This window comes from Cupriavidus sp. 207A1, assembly GCF_057798955.1.
Window position 1 is genome coordinate 402,142 of record NZ_JBYOJO010000003.1, and the last position, 16,459, is coordinate 418,600.

Below are 16,459 nucleotides of genomic sequence, written 5' to 3' on the forward strand. Positions count from 1 at the left end.
CCGGAGCCTGCCATGACCGCAACACACCGCGGCGCGCAGGCAGATGCCTCCGCGCCCGCCGGCGCCTTGCCGGCCGACGCCGCCGCCAGCCGCGTGGCCTGGCTGCGCGAAGAGCTGGACCGCCACAACTACCAGTATTACGTGCTGGACGCGCCCACCGTTCCCGATGCGGAATACGATGCGCTGTTCAGCGAGCTGATGGCGCTGGAGCTCGAGCATCCCGAGTTGCAGACGCCGGACTCGCCCACGCAGCGCGTGGGCGGCGAGCCGCTGGCGGCGTTCGACTCGGTGCGGCACCGGGTGCCGATGCTGTCGCTCAACAACGCCTTCGCCGACGACGATGTGTTGAACTTCGACCGCCGCTGCGCGCAGGGGCTGGGCCGCAGCGCGCCCGCGGCGGGCGAGGCCGACCTGTTCAGCGCCGCCGACGCGGTCGAGTACGCGTGCGAGCTGAAGTTCGACGGCCTGGCCATGTCGCTGCGTTATGAAGACGGCCGCCTGGTGCAGGCCGCGACCCGGGGCGATGGCGAGACCGGCGAGGATGTCACCGTCAACGTGCGCACCATCAAGGCAATTCCGCTCAAGCTGCGGGGCCAGGCGCCAGCGGTGCTGGAGGTGCGCGGCGAGGTCTTCATGTTCCGCCGCGACTTCGACAAGCTCAACGCGCGCCAGGCCGAGGCCGGCGAGAAGACCTTCGTCAATCCGCGCAATGCTGCCGCCGGCAGCCTGCGCCAGCTCGATCCGCGCATCACGGCGCGGCGTCCGCTGTCGTTCTTCGCCTACGGGCTGGGCGAACTGCAGGGCGTGGAGCGGCCGCCGACCCACAGCGCCATGCTCGACGGCTTTGCCGCGCTGGGTTTGCCGGTGTGCAAGGACCGTGCGGTGGTGAAGGGCGCGCAGGGGCTGCTCGATTTCTATCGCGACATCGGCAAGCGCCGTGACGAACTGCCCTACGACATCGACGGCGTGGTCTACAAGGTCAACGCGCTGGCCGAGCAGGAGCGCCTGGGCTTTGTCTCGCGCGCGCCGCGCTTTGCGCTGGCGCACAAGTTCCCGGCGCAGGAAATGACCACCATCGTCGAGGACATCGAGGTGCAGGTCGGCCGCACCGGCGCGATCACGCCGGTGGCGCGGCTCAGGCCGGTGTTCGTCGGCGGCGTGACCGTGACCAACGCCACGCTGCACAACGAGGACGAGATCCGCCGCAAGGACGTGCATGTCGGCGACACCGTGATCGTGCGCCGCGCCGGCGACGTGATCCCGGAAGTCGTCGCCGTGGTGGCCGAGCGGCGCCCGGCCGACGCCCGCGCGTTCGTGATGCCGACCGCCTGCCCGGTGTGCGGCTCGCATATCGAGAAGCTCGAGGACGAGGCCATCGCCCGCTGCACCGGCGGCCTGATCTGCGCGGCGCAGCGCAAGCAATCGCTGCTGCATTTCGCGCAGCGGCGCGCCATGGATATCGAAGGCCTGGGCGACAAGCTGGTCGAGCAACTGGTTGACCAGGGCATCGTGCGCACGCCGGCCGACCTGTACAAGCTCGGCATTGCCAAGCTGGCTGCGCTGGAGCGCATGGCCGACAAGTCGGCCGCCAACCTGGTGACGGCGATCGACAAGTCGCGCGCGACCACCATGAACCGCTTTATCTTCGCGCTTGGCATCCGCCACGTCGGCGAAGCCACTGCCAAGGACCTGGCCCGGCACTTCGGCAAGCTGGATGCACTGTTGGCGGCCGACGAAGCGGCGCTGCTCGAGGTCAACGATGTCGGCCCGGTGGTGGCGCAGTCGATCGCCAACTTCCTCGCCGAGCCGCACAACGTCGAGGTCATCGAGCAACTGCGCGCCGCCGGCGTACACTGGCCGGAAAGCGAGCCGGTGGCAAAGGCGCCGGCGCCGCTGTCAGGCAAGACCTTTGTGCTGACCGGCACGCTGCCGACGCTGTCGCGCGAAGACGCCAAGGAACTGCTGGAAGCCGCCGGCGCCAAGGTGGCGGGGTCGGTGTCGAAGAAGACCGACTACGTGGTCGCCGGCGCCGAGGCCGGCAGCAAGCTGGACAAGGCCGAGGCGCTGGGCGTGCCGGTGCTGGACGAGGCCGGCATGCTGGCCCTGCTGGCGCAAGCCGGCGCCGCGCCGGCCGAGGAATAACCGGGGAACGGAACCATGATCCGCGAGATTCTCAAGATGGGCGATCCGCGCCTGCTGCAGGTGGCGCGGCCGGTGGAGCGCTTCAACACGCCGGAGCTGCGCACGCTGATCGAAGACATGTTCGACACCATGGACCACGCCAACGGCGCGGGGCTGGCCGCGCCGCAGATCGGCGTGGACCTGCAGGTGATGATCTTCGGCTTCGACCGCAATCCGCGCTACCCGGACGCGCCCACCGTGCCCAAGACGGTGCTGATCAACCCGGTGCTGGAAATGCAGTCCGACGAGATGGAGGACGGCTGGGAAGGCTGCCTGTCGGTGCCGGGCCTGCGCGGTGTGGTGCCGCGCCACCTGCGCCTGAAGTACAGCGGCTACGACCTGATGGGCAACCGCATCGAACGCGTGGCCGAGGGCTTCCATGCGCGCGTGGTGCAGCATGAGTGCGACCACCTGCAGGGGATTCTTTATCCGATGCGGATCAGGGATTTTTCGAACTTCGGGTTTACCGAGGTTCTGTTTCCGGATTTGCCGGCGAACAGCGACGATTGAAGGGCGATGCCAATCGGCACGCTGCTGGTTTGCTCCCCTCTCCCCCTGGCGGGAGAGGGAGTACCAAATCGGTACAGGGATGAGGTGGTGGCGATTTGCCAAGACCCCTCAAAACAAAAGCGGCCATCAAGGCCGCTTTTTTTTATCAGAACTTCTCGAACTGTCCCAGGAAGCGCCACTTGCCCGGCGGCAGATCCCCCAGCACCACGCGCCCCATGCGCACGCGCTTGAGGCCCACCACCTGCAGCCCCACCTGTTCGCACATGCGGCGGATCTGGCGCTTGCGGCCCTCGCGCAGCACGAAGCGCAACTGCTCTTCGTTCTGCCAGCTGACCTTGGCCGGCTTGAGCGGCACGCCGTCCAGCGACAGGCCGTGGCGCAGCAGCTCCAGGTCATCGGCCGGGAATTCCGCGCTGATGTTGCGCTCGACCGGCCCGTGCGGCGAGTGCCAGACCACGCGCACCAGGTATTCCTTCTCGACGGTCGAATCCTCGCCGATCAGCGCGCGCGCGACGCGGCCGTCCTGCGTCAGCACCAGCAGGCCGGTGGAGTCGATATCGAGGCGGCCGGCCGGGGCCAGGTTCTTGCGCTGCCACGGCGCAAAGCGCTTGCGCGTGGGGTCGCCTTCCCACTGGTTCTCGGGGGCAAACAGCGCCGCGGCGGGCTCGTAGCCGTCCTCGGCCTGGCCCGAAACGAAGCCGACCGGCTTGTTCAGCAGCACGGTGACGCGCTCGCCTTGCTCGGAGCGCGCTTCCTGCAGGATCTCGATCTCGGCGTCGGGGCGGATGCGGCTGCCGAGTTCGGTCACGGGCTTGCCGTCGACCAGCACCCAGCCGCGCGGGATCCATTCGTCGGCCTCGCGGCGCGAGCACAGGCCGAGTTCGGACATGCGCTTGGACAGGCGTACCAGGCCGTCGTCGTGGCTGGATTCGTCGCGCGGCGCCGCGGGCGCTTCGCGGCGCGAAGCCGGCGCTGGTGCGCGTTCCGGGCGTTCCGAGCGTGCGGGGCCGGCGGTGCGGATGCGGTCGGCCGCGTCGCTGAAGCGGCGTGCCGGCACCGTGCCTTCGCGGCGGCGCTCGCCCGACGGCGCGGGCCGCGGGCGCCGTTCGTCGTCGCCAGGGCGGCGCGGGCGCGAGTCGGCGCCTTCGAAGCGGCGCGGACGATTGTCGTCGTCGCCGAAGCGGCGCGGCGGACGCGACTCGTTGCTTTCGAAGCGGCGCGGGCGCGCTTCGCCGCGCTCGCCGCCGGTGCGGCGTGGGCGGTTGTCGTCGTCGCCGAAGCGGCGCGGCGGGCGCGATTCGCTGCCTTCGAAACGGCGCGGACGGTTGTCGTCGTCGCCGAAGCGGCGCGGCGGGCGCGCTTCGCTGCCCTCGAAACGGCGCGGACGTTTGTCGTCATCGCTGAAGCGGCGCGGCGGGCGCGATTCGCTGCCTTCGAAACGGCGCGGACGTTTGTCGTCATCGCCGAAGCGTCGCGGCGGACGCGACTCGTTGCTTTCGAAGCGGCGCGGGCGCGCTTCGCCGCGCTCGTCGCCGGTGCGGCGCGGACGGTTGTCGTCGTCGCCAAAGCGTCGCGGCGGGCGCGACTCGCCGCCTTCGAAGCGGCGCGGACGCGCCTGGCGTTCGGCGTCGGCAGGGCGGGGCGCGCGCGGCTGGCGCGGCTGCGCCGGCGCTTCGCCCTGGTCCCCGCTGGCACCGGTCTTGCCGGCACGCTGCTGGGCGCGCTTGATGCCCTCGGAGACGGCCTGCACGCGCTTGCGGTTGAGGTCGGACACGCGCACGGGGCGGGTGCCGCCCTTGCGCGCGGCCGTGCCGGTATCGCTGGCGGCCTTGATGCCTAGCGTCTTGCGCTTCGGCGAATTGCTGTCGGTCATAGGTTGATGATGCCCGCCCGCCTCAGATGGCGAGGGCGGCGAGCAAGTCCTGTTCAAGCTGAATCTGCAATCGGTTGTCGGCGGCCAGGCGGCTGCCGTCTACCAGGAACACGTCTTCGACGCGTTCGCCCAAAGTGTTGATGCGTGCCGTGTGCACGGACACGCGATGCCGTGCCAGTACGCGGGCGATGGCGTACAGCAGGCCGGTGCGGTCGTTGGCGGACAGCGACAGCAGGTAATACTGGCCGCGCTCGTCCGGGCGCAGGTCGACGCGCGGCTTGATCGGGAAGCTGCGCGACTGGCGCGACAGCCGCCCCTGCGTGGGCTCGGGCAGCGCGCCCTGCAGGCGCAGCCGCTCGCACAGCTCGTGCTCGACCAGCGCGATGATGTCGCGGTAATTGCCGCCATCGCCGGCCATGCCGGGGTCGGTGACCTGGAACGTATCGAGCGCGTAGCCGTGGCGCGTGGTGTGGATCTTGGCGTCCTGGATCGAGAACGCCTTGCGCTCGAAATAGCCGCAGATGCGCGCGAACAGGTCAGGCTGGTCCTTGATGTAGACCGCCACCTGCAGGCCTTCGCCGGCCGGCGACACGCGCGCCTTGACCACCGGCACCGGGCTGTCGACCTTGTTGTACAGGTGGCGCGTCAGCCAGGCGATATCGTGCGAATCGTGGCGCAGGAAGAAGGCCACGTCCAGCTGCGCCCACAGCGACTTGCCCAGCGCCGGGTCGAAGGCCTTCAGGCGCAGCTCCGAGATGGTGTCTTGCTTGCGCTGCGACCACAGCGAATGCGAGTCGACCCGCGCGCCGCCCAGCACGCGCAGCGTGATGTGGTACAGGTCTTCCAGCAGCTTGCCCTTCCACGCATTCCACACCTTGGGGCTGGTGCCGCGGATATCGGCCACGGTCAGCAGGTAGAGCGCGGTCAGGTAGCGTTCGCTGCCGACCACTTCGGCGAAGGCATGGACCACGTCGGGATCGGTCAGGTCCTGCTTCTGCGCGACGTGGCTCATGGTGAGGTGGTGCTCGACCAGCCAGCAGATCAGGTCGGCGTCTTCGCGCGCAATGCCGTGCTGCCGGCAGAAGCGGCGCGCATCGACGGTGCCGAGCCGCGAATGGTCGCCGCCGCGACCCTTGGCGATATCGTGGAACAGCGCCGCCACCCACAGCACCCAGGGCTTGTCGAAGCTGGCCATCAGCTGGCTGCAGAACGGGAACTCGTGGGTGTGCTCGACGATGGCGAAGCGGCGCATGTTGCGCACCACCATCAGGATGTGCTGGTCCACGGTGTAGACGTGGAACAGGTCGTGCTGCATCTGCCCGACGATGCGCCGGAAGTTGATCAGGTAGCGGCCCAGCACGCTGGTCTGGTTCATCAGCCGCAGCGCATGGGTGATGCCCTGCGGCTCCTGCACGATGGCCAGGAACAGCCGGCGGTTCTCTGGATCGTTGCGCCAGCGCGCGTCCATCACCGTGCGCGCGTTGTACAAGCCGCGCAGCGTGCGCGGCGCCAGCCCCTTCACGCCAGGCGTGCGCTCGTACAGCAGGAAGGTTTCCAGGATGGCGTGGGGGTCGCGCTCGTAGACGTCGTCGCTGGTGATTTCCAGCATGCCCTGGCGCTCGACGAAGCGCTCGTTGAGCACGCGCGTCACCTGCGATTCGCTCGGGAACAGCATCGCCTCGATATTGAGCAGCAGCACGCTGTTGAGCTGGGTCACCGCCTTGGCGGCCCAGTAGTAGCGGCGCATCAGCTGCTCGCTGGCACGTTTGTGGGCATTCTGGCGGTAGCCGAAGGCCTCGGCCAGCGCCGTCTGCAGGTCGAACACCAGCACGTCCTGGCGGCGCCCGGCCACCAGGTGCAGGCGCGCGCGGATGGTCTTCAGCAGGCGCTCGTTGCGGGCCAGTTCCTGGGCTTCGCGTTGCGTCAGCAGGCCCTTCTCGAACAACTCCTTCCAGCTGTCGCCCAGGCCCGCGGCCTTGGTCATCCACAGGATCACCTGCAGGTCGCGCAGGCCGCCCGGGCTTTCCTTGCAGTTGGGCTCGAGCGCGTAGGGCGTGTCCTGGTACTTGGCGTGGCGCTGGCGCATTTCCAGCAGCTTGGCCTGGAAGAACGCGGCCGGGTCCAGGTCGGCCTGGTAGCGGCTGCGCAGCGCCTCGAACAGCTTGCGGTTGCCGGTCAGCAGGCGCGCCTCGAGCAGCGAGGTCTGGATGGTGACGTCCTGGCGCGACTCGCGGATGCAGTCATCGACGGTGCGCACGGCCGAGCCGATCTCGAGCCCCAGGTCCCAGCACAGGCCGATAAAGCGTTCCAGCTTGCCGGCAGTCTCCCGGTCGGGCTCGGCGGGCAGCAACAACAGCACGTCGACGTCCGAGTACGGGAACAGTTCGCCGCGGCCGTAGCCGCCCACCGCCACCAGCGCCGCGTCCGCCGGCATCGCCAGCCCGCGCCAGGCCTCGCCCAGCGCGGCATCGACGGCGCGGCGCAGCCGCGTGGTCAGCGTGCCGGCATTGGCGCTGGCGTTGAAGTCCGCAAACAGCGCCTGCTTGTCGATTTTGAGCTGGTCGCGCACGCGCGCGGCCAGCAGCAGTTCCGGCGTGGTGTCCATGGAGAGGGCGGAAGGGTTCGTCGGCACGGCTGGAAAAAGAAGGGCGCCCGGTCAGGCGCCCTGGCTTCTGCGCGGCGTCAGGCCGCCACGGAATCGGTGATGAAGGCCGGCGGCGCCGGGGTGCCGGCGGACACCGTCAGCACCTCGTAGCCGGTCTCGGTGACCAGCACCGTGTGCTCCCACTGCGCCGACAGGCTGCGGTCGCGGGTCTTCACGGTCCACTGGTCGGGCATGGTGCGGATATCGCGCTTGCCGGCGTTGATCATCGGCTCCACCGTGAAGATCATGCCGGCCTTGATCTCGGCGCCGGTGCCGGGGCGGCCGTAGTGCAGGATCTGCGGGTCTTCGTGGAAGTTCTTGCCGATGCCGTGGCCGCAGTACTCGCGCACCACGCTGTAGCCGGCGGCTTCGGCATGCACCTGGATGGCGTGGCCGATATCGCCCAGGCGCGCGCCATGGCGCACTTGCGCGATGCCTTTCCACATGCACTCGTAGGTCACTTGCGCCAGGCGCTTGGCCAGGATCGAGCCCTCGCCGACGATGAACATGCGGCTGGTGTCGCCGTAGTAACCGTCCTTGGTGATGACGGTGATGTCGAGGTTGACGGCGTCGCCGCTCTTGAGCACGCGCTCGCCGGGAATGCCGTGGCAGATCACGTCGTTGACCGAGGTGCAGATCGCGCCGGGGAAGGGCGGGTAGCCCGGGGGCGCATAATTCAGCGGCGCCGGCACCGTGCCCTGCACGTCGCGCATGTAGGCGTGGCACAGGCGGTCCAGTTCGCCGGTGGTGACGCCGGGCTGCACGAAGGGCGTGATGTAGTCGAGGACTTCGGAGGCAAGGCGGCAAGCCACGCGCATGTGGGCGATGTCTTCGGCGGTGTTCAGGTAAATGCTCATGCTGCGTCGCCAGAAAAAGTGATGGCGGGGCCACTGGCCACGCCGGAATCGATGGGTCAAAGTGGGATTATCGCACCATCGAGGCCGGATCGCAGCCTGTTCCGGGCCGCCCGGAATCGGCCGCCAGAGGCGGAACAGAGCGCGGCGGCTTGAGCGGGCGGTACTTTTGTTGCTAGAATAGCGGGCTGATCTGGTTGCGTCGCAGCAATTGCGCCGGCCAGGTCGGTTAACTTGGCAGGGTCCTTTCCTGCCGCTGGAAATCGCTGGCCCGCCTATCCGGGGTGTTCCTTTTCAGGAATGTCGGGGCGGGCTTCAGACCTAACCCTTTGGAGATTTACATGTCCGTGACCATGCGCGAAATGCTGGAAGCCGGTTGCCACTTCGGCCACCAGACCCGCTTCTGGAACCCGAAGATGGCCCCCTTCATCTTCGGTCATCGCAACAAGATCCACATCATCAACCTCGAAAAGACGCTGCCGATGTTCCAGGACGCCATGAAGTACGTGCGTCAGCTGGCGGCCAATCGCGGCACCATCCTTTTCGTGGGCACCAAGCGCCAGTCGCGCGAAATCCTGGCTGAAGAAGCTGGCCGCGCCGGCATGCCCTACGTCGACGCCCGCTGGCTCGGCGGCATGCTGACCAACTTCAAGACGGTCAAGACCTCGATCAAGCGCCTGAAGGACATGGAAGCCGCCAAGGAAGCCGGCGCGCTGGAAACCATGAGCAAGAAGGAAGCGCTGATGTTCGAGCGCGAGATGATCAAGCTGGAAAAGTCGATCGGCGGCATCAAGGAAATGGGCGGCGTGCCTGACGCGATCTTCGTGGTCGACGTCGGCTACCACAAGATCGCCGTGACCGAAGCCAACAAGCTGGGCATCCCCGTGATCGGCGTGGTCGATACCAACCACTCGCCGGAAGGCATCGATTACGTGATCCCGGGCAACGACGACTCGAGCAAGGCCGTGGCCCTGTACGTGCGCGGCGTGGCCGACGCCATCCTGGAAGGCCGTGCCAACGCCGTGCAGGAAGTCGTTGAAGCCGCCCGCGGCGACGACGAATTCGTCGAAGTGCAGGAAGGCTGATAGCCTCCCGGCCCGCTGCTGAAAGGAATCCGATAGCGCGCACGTCAACACACGACAAGGCAGGCATCGCCTGCCGCCCGGCACGCCGGGCAGCGCGCAGGGCGCAAGCCGGGGTACTTCGGCAGCAGGGCAAAAAAGGGGGCACATCTGGCGCCCCCTTTTTTCGAATTTGAATTGTTGTCATCCGCGCCAGGCAAGATCTGCCGCGGGTGCGCTGAAGACCCACCGACCGGGTGCCGCGGGCGACTGCCGGCAGCCGGCGCGAACCATTCAAGGAGTGACAAATGGCGGCAATTACCGCAAGCATGGTTGCAGAACTGCGCGCGAAGACCGACGCGCCGATGATGGAGTGCAAGAAGGCCCTGACCGAGGCCGACGGCGACCTGAACAAGGCCGAAGAGCTGCTGCGCGTCAAGCTGGGCAACAAGGCCAGCAAGGCTGCCTCGCGCGTGACCGCCGAAGGCGTGGTGGCATCGTTCATCGACGGCACCACCGGCGTGCTGGTCGAGCTGAACTGCGAGACCGATTTCGTCTCCAAGAACGACGACTTCCTGGCCTTCTCGGCCAAGGTGGCCGAGCTGGTCGCCAAGCAGAACCCGGCCGACGTGGCTGCGCTGTCGGCGCTGGAAATCGACGGCGTCAGCGTCGAAGCCACCCGCGCTGCCCTGATCGGCAAGATCGGCGAGAACATGACGATCCGCCGCTTCACCCGCTACGCCAACGGCGGCAAGCTGGTCTCGTACCTGCACGGCACCCGCATCGGCGTGATGGTCGAGTTCGACGGCGACGAAGCCGCCGCCAAGGACGTCGCCATGCACGTGGCCGCGATGAAGCCGGTGTCGCTGTCGGCCGAGCAGGTCCCGGCCGACCTGATCGCCAAGGAGCGCAGCATCGCCGAGCAGAAGGCTGCCGAATCGGGCAAGCCGGCCGAGATCGCCGCCAAGATGGTCGAAGGTTCGGTGCAGAAGTACCTGAAGGAAGTCTCGCTGTTCAACCAGCCGTTCGTGAAGAACGACAAGCAGACCGTCGAGCAGATGCTGAAGGCCGCCAACACGACCGTGAAGGGCTTCACCCTGTACGTGGTGGGCGAAGGCATCGAGAAGAAGCAGGACGACTTCGCCGCTGAAGTGGCCGCCCAGGTGGCCGCTGCCCAGAAGGGCTGATGTCCGGGGCGCGCCGGGCCGGCCGTCAGGGCCGGCGCGGGCGCCTATAATGCCGCAGGGGCGCCGCAAGGTGCCCCTCTGCATAAGTAGTGCAGCACGGCGCGGCCGGCGTTGCATTGCAGCAGTCTGTTTCCGCGGTGGTCCGGTTTCGGCCGGGGCACGCCGAAAACCGGCTTTTCTCCTGCCGGCGGCACGATGACCCGTGCTGCCGGTGCCAAAACATACGTCCCAGTGTCTCAACCGAGTCGTCTCGACCGAGCCGTCTCAACCGAGCGAACTGCTCCTTCCGAGGGTGAACATGCCAGCCTACAAGCGCGTCCTTCTGAAACTGTCCGGTGAAGCCCTGATGGGCGACGATGCCTTCGGCATCAACCGCTCCACCATCGAGGCGATGGTGAACGACATTGCCGAGATCGTGAAGCTCGGTGTGCAGGTGGCGGTGGTGATCGGCGGCGGCAATATCTTCCGCGGCGTGGCCGGCGGCGCTGCCGGCATGGACCGCGCCACCGCCGACTACATGGGCATGCTGGCCACCATGATGAACGCGCTGGCGCTGCAGGACGCGATGCGCCACGCCAATATCGAAGGCCGCGTGCAGTCCGCGCTGCGCATGGACCAGGTGGTCGAGCCCTATATCCGCCCGCGCGCGATCCGCCAGCTGGAAGAGGGCAAGGTGGTGATCTTCGCCGCCGGCACCGGCAACCCGTTCTTCACCACCGATACCGCGGCCGCGCTGCGCGGCTCCGAGATCGGCGCCGAGATCGTGCTGAAGGCGACCAAGGTCGACGGCGTCTACACCGCCGACCCGAAGAAGGATCCGAGCGCCACGCGCTACACCACCATCAGCTTCGACGAGGCCATCTCGCGCAACCTGCAAGTGATGGACGCCACCGCGTTCGCGCTGTGCCGCGACCAGAAGCTGCCGATCAAGGTGTTCTCGATCGTGAAGCCCGGCGCGCTCAAGCGCGTCATCCTGGGCGAGGATGAGGGTACGCTGGTGCATGTGTGATCTTCATCGCTGAGCCGCATCTGTGAGTCCGGTAACGGATGCCGCGCCGCGGCGCTGGTATCCAGCCGGGCAAAGAGTAGAATGATTCATTTTCGATCCCCACCAGAGGGGATCTTGGTTGGCTGATTTCCGGAGGTAAAAATGAGCGTCGCCGACACAAAGAAGAGCGTCGAGCAGAAAATGCAGAAGTCGATCGAAGCCTTCAAGGCCGATCTGGCCAAGATCCGCACCGGCCGTGCCCATACCGGCCTGCTCGACCACGTTCAGGTGGATTACTACGGCTCGATGGTGCCCATCAGCCAGGTGGCGGCGATCGGCCTGGCCGACGCCCGTACCATCACGGTGCAGCCGTGGGAAAAGAAAATGGTGGGCGCGGTCGAGAAGGCCATCCGCGATTGCGACCTGGGCCTGAATCCCGCCACCATGGGCGAAGTGATCCGTGTGCCGATGCCTGCACTGACCGAAGAGCGCCGCAAGGAGCTGACCAAGGTCGTGAAGGGCGAGGCCGAGGGTGCCAAGGTGGCCGTGCGCAACCTGCGCCGCGACGCCAACGAGCAGTTCAAGAAGCTGGTCAAGGACAAGACCATTTCCGAGGACGACGAGCGCCGCGGCCAGGACGAGGTGCAGAAACTGACCGACAAGTACGTGGCCGAGATCGACAAGATGGTCGCGGAAAAAGAGAAGGAGATCATGACGGTCTGACGCCCGTCCCGGCCTTGCCGGGACTGTCAGCGACCGTCTCACGCCCATGCAGCACATCAGCTCGACGCTTGCCGTACCCGATACTTCCTACGTGCCCAGGCACGTTGCCATCATCATGGACGGCAACGGCCGCTGGGCGACCCAGCGGCATCTGCCGCGCGTGGCGGGACACAGCCGGGGGCTGGACGCCGTGCGCGCGGTGGTGGAAGCCTGCGCCGCACGGGGCGTGCAATACCTGACGCTGTTCGCGTTCAGCTCCGAGAACTGGCGCCGTCCGGCCGACGAGGTCTCGTTCCTGATGCGGTTGTTCATGATGTCGCTGCGGCGCGAAGTGGTGAAGATGCACGCCAACAACATCCGGCTGCGGGTGGTGGGCGACCTGAGCCGCTTCAGCCCGCGCATCCAGCGGCTGATCAAGGATGCCGAGGCGCGCACCGCCGGCAATACCGGCCTGACCGTCACCATCGCCGCCAACTACGGCGGGCGCTGGGACCTGCTGCAGGCCATGCGCAAGATGCTGGCGCGCTCGCCCATGCTCGATCCCGAAACCATCGACGAATCGCTGCTGGCCCCGCACCTGGCCATGGCCTATGCGCCGGAGCCGGACCTGTTCATCCGCACCGGCGGCGAACAGCGCATCAGCAATTTCCTGCTGTGGCAGCTCGCCTATTCCGAGCTGTACTTCACCGACGTCTACTGGCCGGATTTCGACGCCGCGGAACTCGACAAGGCCTTTGCCTCGTACCGCCAGCGCGAACGCCGCTTCGGCCGCACCAGCGCGCAGCTGGTCGCGCCCGGACTTTCCGGCACGGCCTGAGCCCGGCCACTCCAACTCTTCACGGGACCGCAGCGCATGCTCCTCACCCGCGTCATCACCGCCCTGTGCCTGTTGCTGCTGATCCTTCCAATCCTGTTCCTGGCGCCGCCGGCGGGCCTGGCGGGACTGCTCGGCGTGATCGTGCTGCTGGCCGGCTGGGAATTCGGTCGCCTGATCGGACTGCGCGGGCCGTGGCCCTATGTCTATGCGCTGGCCTGCCTGATCGCCACCATTACCTGGCATGACCTGCCGCTGCGCCACGCCACCACCTGGCTGCTCGAGGCCGCGGTGGTGTGCTGGGGCGTGGCCGTGCTGCTGCTGGCGCGCGGCGTGCGCACCGCCACCCCAGCCTTCACCGCGCTGGGCGCGGTGCTGGGGCTGGTGATGCTGCCCGCGTTCGTCCATGCCACCATGATCCTGCGCGGCGCCGGCATCGGCGTGCTGCTGACCGCCGCGGTGCTGGTATGGGCCGCCGATATCGGCGCGTATTTCACCGGCAAGGCGATCGGCCGGCGCAAGCTGGCGCCCGGCATCAGCCCGGGCAAGTCGTGGGAGGGCGCCATCGGCGGCTGGGTGCTGGCGCTGGTGATCGGCCTCGCGCTGGCGGCCACCCACGCCTTTGCCCCGACCTGGTTCTCGGCGATGGGCGATCGCGGCGGTTTGGGTTATGTCGCCGTGCTGACCACGCTGCTGGTCGCGGCCAGCGTGGTGGGCGACCTGTTCGAATCCCTGCTCAAGCGCCAGGTCGGCAAGAAGGACAGCAGCCGGCTGCTGCCCGGCCATGGCGGCGTGCTGGACCGCATCGACGCCTTGCTGCCGGTGTTCCCGCTGGCGGCCCTGATGCTGATTTTTCTCTGAAGCCGTCTGCTATGCATCGCATCACCATCCTGGGCGCCACCGGCTCCATCGGAGAAAGCACGCTCGACGTAATCCGGCGCCATCCCGGCCGTTACGCCGCGCATGCGCTCAGCGCCCATCGGCAGGTGCGCAAGCTGGCCGACCAGTGCATCGAGTTCCGCCCGGCACGCGCCGTGGTGGGAACGGCCGAGGCGGCGCGCGAGCTGGAAACGCTGCTGCGCGCTGCCGGCGTGGCCACCGAGGTCGGCTACGGCGAAGCCGCGCTCGAATCCATCGCCGCCGATGCCCAGACCGATGCGGTGATGGCCGCCATCGTCGGCGCGGCGGGCCTGCGTCCGACGCTGGCGGCGGCGCGCGCGGGCAAGCGCGTGCTGCTGGCCAACAAGGAAGCCCTGGTCATGTCCGGACGCATCTTCATGGACGCGGTGCGCGAGCACGGCGCCACGCTGCTGCCGATCGACAGCGAGCACAACGCCATCTTCCAGTGCCTGCCCGCCGACGACCCGCGCTACGGCCGCGGCGTGGCCAAGGTGCTTTTGACCGCGTCGGGCGGGCCGTTCCGCACGCGCGACCCGGCCACGCTGCACGATATCTCGCCCGACCAGGCCTGCGCCCATCCCAACTGGGTCATGGGGCGCAAGATCTCGGTCGACTCCGCCACCATGATGAACAAGGGCCTCGAGGTGATCGAGGCACACTGGCTGTTCGGCGCCCCGGCCGAGCGCATCGAGGTGCTGATCCACCCGCAGAGCATCGTGCATTCGATGGTGGCCTACGCCGATGGCTCGGTGCTGGCGCAGCTGGGCAATCCGGACATGCGCACGCCGATCGCCTATGGCCTGGCCTATCCGGAACGGATCGACGCGGGCGTGACCCCGCTCGACCTGACCCTTGCCGGCGGTCTGCATTTCGAGAAGCCGGACCTGGCGCGGTTCCCGTGCCTGGGGCTGGCTTTCGACGCGCTGCGCGCGGCGGGGGTGGCGCCGGCGGTGCTCAATGCGGCCAATGAAGTGGCGGTCGAGGCATTCCTCGCCGGCCAGGTGCGCTTTACCGATATCGCCGGCATCGTGCGCGAGGTGCTTGAGGCAGCACCGAACGGACCCGCCGATACGCTCGAGGCCGTGCTCTCGGCCGACGCGCTGGCGCGCGAGGCGGCCAGGGCCGGCGTCACCGCGCGCGCCACGGCCCGCTGATCCGGCGGGCCGGTCTGCCGCATCTGCGACAATAGCGGCTGCGCCGGCCGGTCCCCCGGGGACCGCGCGGGCCGGCCCCAGCGACCTTACCGACGTCCCCGCACCATGCAAACCGTACTCGCTTTCATCGTTGCCCTGTGCGTGCTGATCTACGTGCACGAAATGGGCCACTACCTGGCCGCGCGCGCCTGCGGCGTGAAGGTGCTGCGTTTCTCCATCGGCTTCGGGCGGCCGCTGCTGCGCTGGATCTCGAAGAGCCGCGACCGCACCGAGTGGACGGTGGCGATGATCCCGCTGGGCGGCTACGTCAAGATGCTCGACGAGCGCGAGCTCGATCCCGCGCGCGACACTCCCATCGACCCCGCCGACCTGCCGCGTGCCTTCAACCGCCAGCCGGTGGGCAAGCGCTTCGCCATCGTCGCGGCCGGCCCGCTGGCCAACTTCGCGCTGGCGATCGTGCTGTATTTCGCGCTGTTCGCCGGCGGCATGCGCGAGCCCGTGCCGGTGGTGGCGGCGCCCGCGGCCGGCACCATGGCGGCGCAGGCCGGCGTGCGCGAGGGCGACCGGGTGCTGTCGCTGACCGCCAACGGCCACACCGAGCCGGTGCGCTCCTGGAACGACCTGCGCATGGCGGTGTTTGCCGAAGGCTTCGGCGATGCGCGCGCGGTGCTGCGCCTGCGCGGCGCCGACGGCGCCGAGCGCGACGTCACGCTGCCGCGCCTGCCCAATACCGGCGGCAATCCCGAGCAGGATCCGCTCGCCACGCTCGGCCTGAACCTGAAGGGCGGGCCGGTGACGATCACCGAGGTGCTGCCCGATTCGGCCGCCGAACGCGCCGGCCTGCGCAAGGGCGACCGCATCGTGGCCTGGCAGGGCAGCCCGCTGACGCAGGCCAGCGCGCTGATCAAGGCGGTGCGCAGCCAGCCGGGCCAGGCCGTGACGCTGGGCATCGAGCGCGACGGCCAGCGCCTGGACGTGCCGGTCACGCTCGACACCGCCGCGGCGCGCGATGGCGCCACGGATGCCAGCGGCGCCGCGCCCGCGCCCGCGGGCAAGCTGGGCGCGGCGCTGAGCCAGGCGGTGCAGATGGAGACCGTGCGCTACCGGCCGGACCAGGCGCTGGCGCGCGCGGTGGGGCAGGTCTGGGATACCAGCGCGCTGTCGCTCAAGCTGCTGGGCAAGATGCTGGTGGGGCAGGCTTCGCTGCAGAACCTGAGCGGTCCGCTGACCGTGGCGGACTACGCCGGACGTGCCGCAAACCTCGGCATACAGGCCTTTGTCAGCTTCCTGGCGCTGGTCAGCGTTAGTCTTGGCGTACTCAATTTGTTACCCATTCCGGTTCTGGATGGGGGGCATTTGCTGTATTATTGCGTGGAATTTTTGACTGGCCGGCCCGTCCCAGACCACTGGCAGGCAATGCTGCAGAAGGTTGGCATCGCTTGCATCTTGCTCCTGACTTCGCTCGCTTTGTTCAATGACGTCAGCCGAATGTTTCTGGCGAACGGCTAGAAACGTGTGTCGGCAAGGGGTGGTGGTGTCGTCGGACACCGTCGCCGGGGACGCCATTTGC

General features: G+C 68.1%; 13 protein-coding genes. 10 read left to right on the forward strand and 3 right to left on the reverse strand.

Features of this window, described 5'->3' with window-relative positions; all coding sequences use genetic code 11:
* The first annotated feature begins 12 nt into the window (after window positions 1-12).
* A complete protein-coding gene (gene ligA / locus AC3FMM_RS07505) occupies window positions 13-2,142 on the forward strand; it encodes an NAD-dependent DNA ligase LigA (RefSeq protein ID WP_326346907.1) in 2,130 nt (709 codons plus the stop codon).
* Between the two features lie 15 nt (window positions 2,143-2,157).
* Window positions 2,158-2,691 (forward strand): peptide deformylase, encoded by a 534-nt coding sequence (def, locus tag AC3FMM_RS07510; RefSeq protein WP_488686360.1) that lies wholly within the window; start codon window positions 2,158-2,160, stop codon window positions 2,689-2,691.
* 145 nt (window positions 2,692-2,836) lie between these two features.
* Here the strand turns inward: def and AC3FMM_RS07515 are convergent, their stop codons facing one another.
* The 3 genes from AC3FMM_RS07515 to map form a co-directional block, all read right to left on the reverse strand.
* Window positions 2,837-4,564 carry a pseudouridine synthase gene (locus AC3FMM_RS07515; RefSeq protein ID WP_488686361.1) on the reverse strand — a complete coding sequence of 576 codons (1,728 nt, stop codon included), beginning with the start codon at window positions 4,562-4,564 and terminating at the stop codon, window positions 2,837-2,839.
* Window positions 4,565-4,586: 22 nt separating this feature from the next.
* Entirely contained in the window at window positions 4,587-7,169 is a 2,583-nt protein-coding gene (locus AC3FMM_RS07520) for a [protein-PII] uridylyltransferase (protein WP_115709723.1), read from the reverse strand.
* 77 nt (window positions 7,170-7,246) lie between these two features.
* Window positions 7,247-8,065 carry a type I methionyl aminopeptidase gene (map, locus tag AC3FMM_RS07525; RefSeq protein WP_111517873.1) on the reverse strand — a complete coding sequence of 273 codons (819 nt, stop codon included), beginning with the start codon at window positions 8,063-8,065 and terminating at the stop codon, window positions 7,247-7,249.
* Between the two features lie 338 nt (window positions 8,066-8,403).
* Between map and rpsB the strand changes: the two genes are divergently transcribed.
* The 8 genes from rpsB (at window position 8,404) to rseP (ending at window position 16,398) form a co-directional block, all read left to right on the forward strand.
* Entirely contained in the window at window positions 8,404-9,147 is a 744-nt protein-coding gene (rpsB, locus tag AC3FMM_RS07530; RefSeq protein ID WP_012352954.1) for a 30S ribosomal protein S2, read from the forward strand.
* Between the two features lie 284 nt (window positions 9,148-9,431).
* The gene (gene tsf / locus AC3FMM_RS07535; RefSeq protein ID WP_115709721.1) at window positions 9,432-10,310 is read left to right on the forward strand and encodes a translation elongation factor Ts; all 879 of its coding nucleotides are present in this window, start codon (window positions 9,432-9,434) and stop codon (window positions 10,308-10,310) included.
* A 298-nt stretch (window positions 10,311-10,608) separates the two neighbouring features.
* Complete coding sequence (gene pyrH / locus AC3FMM_RS07540; RefSeq protein WP_012352952.1) at window positions 10,609-11,319, forward strand: UMP kinase; 711 nt, start codon at window positions 10,609-10,611, stop codon at window positions 11,317-11,319.
* Window positions 11,320-11,460: 141 nt separating this feature from the next.
* The gene (gene frr, locus AC3FMM_RS07545) at window positions 11,461-12,021 is read left to right on the forward strand and encodes a ribosome recycling factor (protein WP_115709719.1); all 561 of its coding nucleotides are present in this window, start codon (window positions 11,461-11,463) and stop codon (window positions 12,019-12,021) included.
* 46 nt (window positions 12,022-12,067) lie between these two features.
* Window positions 12,068-12,838: an undecaprenyl pyrophosphate synthase gene (gene uppS, locus AC3FMM_RS07550; RefSeq protein WP_012352950.1), complete on the forward strand. Its 771-nt coding sequence runs from the start codon at window positions 12,068-12,070 to the stop codon at window positions 12,836-12,838.
* A gap of 36 nt (window positions 12,839-12,874) precedes the next feature.
* Window positions 12,875-13,696, forward strand: coding sequence for a phosphatidate cytidylyltransferase (locus AC3FMM_RS07555; protein ID WP_115680369.1), 822 nt, complete (start codon window positions 12,875-12,877; stop codon window positions 13,694-13,696).
* Window positions 13,697-13,707: 11 nt separating this feature from the next.
* Window positions 13,708-14,889, forward strand: a complete 1,182-nt coding sequence (gene ispC / locus AC3FMM_RS07560) for a 1-deoxy-D-xylulose-5-phosphate reductoisomerase (RefSeq protein ID WP_115709716.1) — start codon at window positions 13,708-13,710, stop codon at window positions 14,887-14,889.
* Window positions 14,890-14,994: 105 nt separating this feature from the next.
* Window positions 14,995-16,398 (forward strand): RIP metalloprotease RseP, encoded by a 1,404-nt coding sequence (gene rseP / locus AC3FMM_RS07565; protein ID WP_115680367.1) that lies wholly within the window; start codon window positions 14,995-14,997, stop codon window positions 16,396-16,398.
* Window positions 16,399-16,459: the final 61 nt, after the last annotated feature.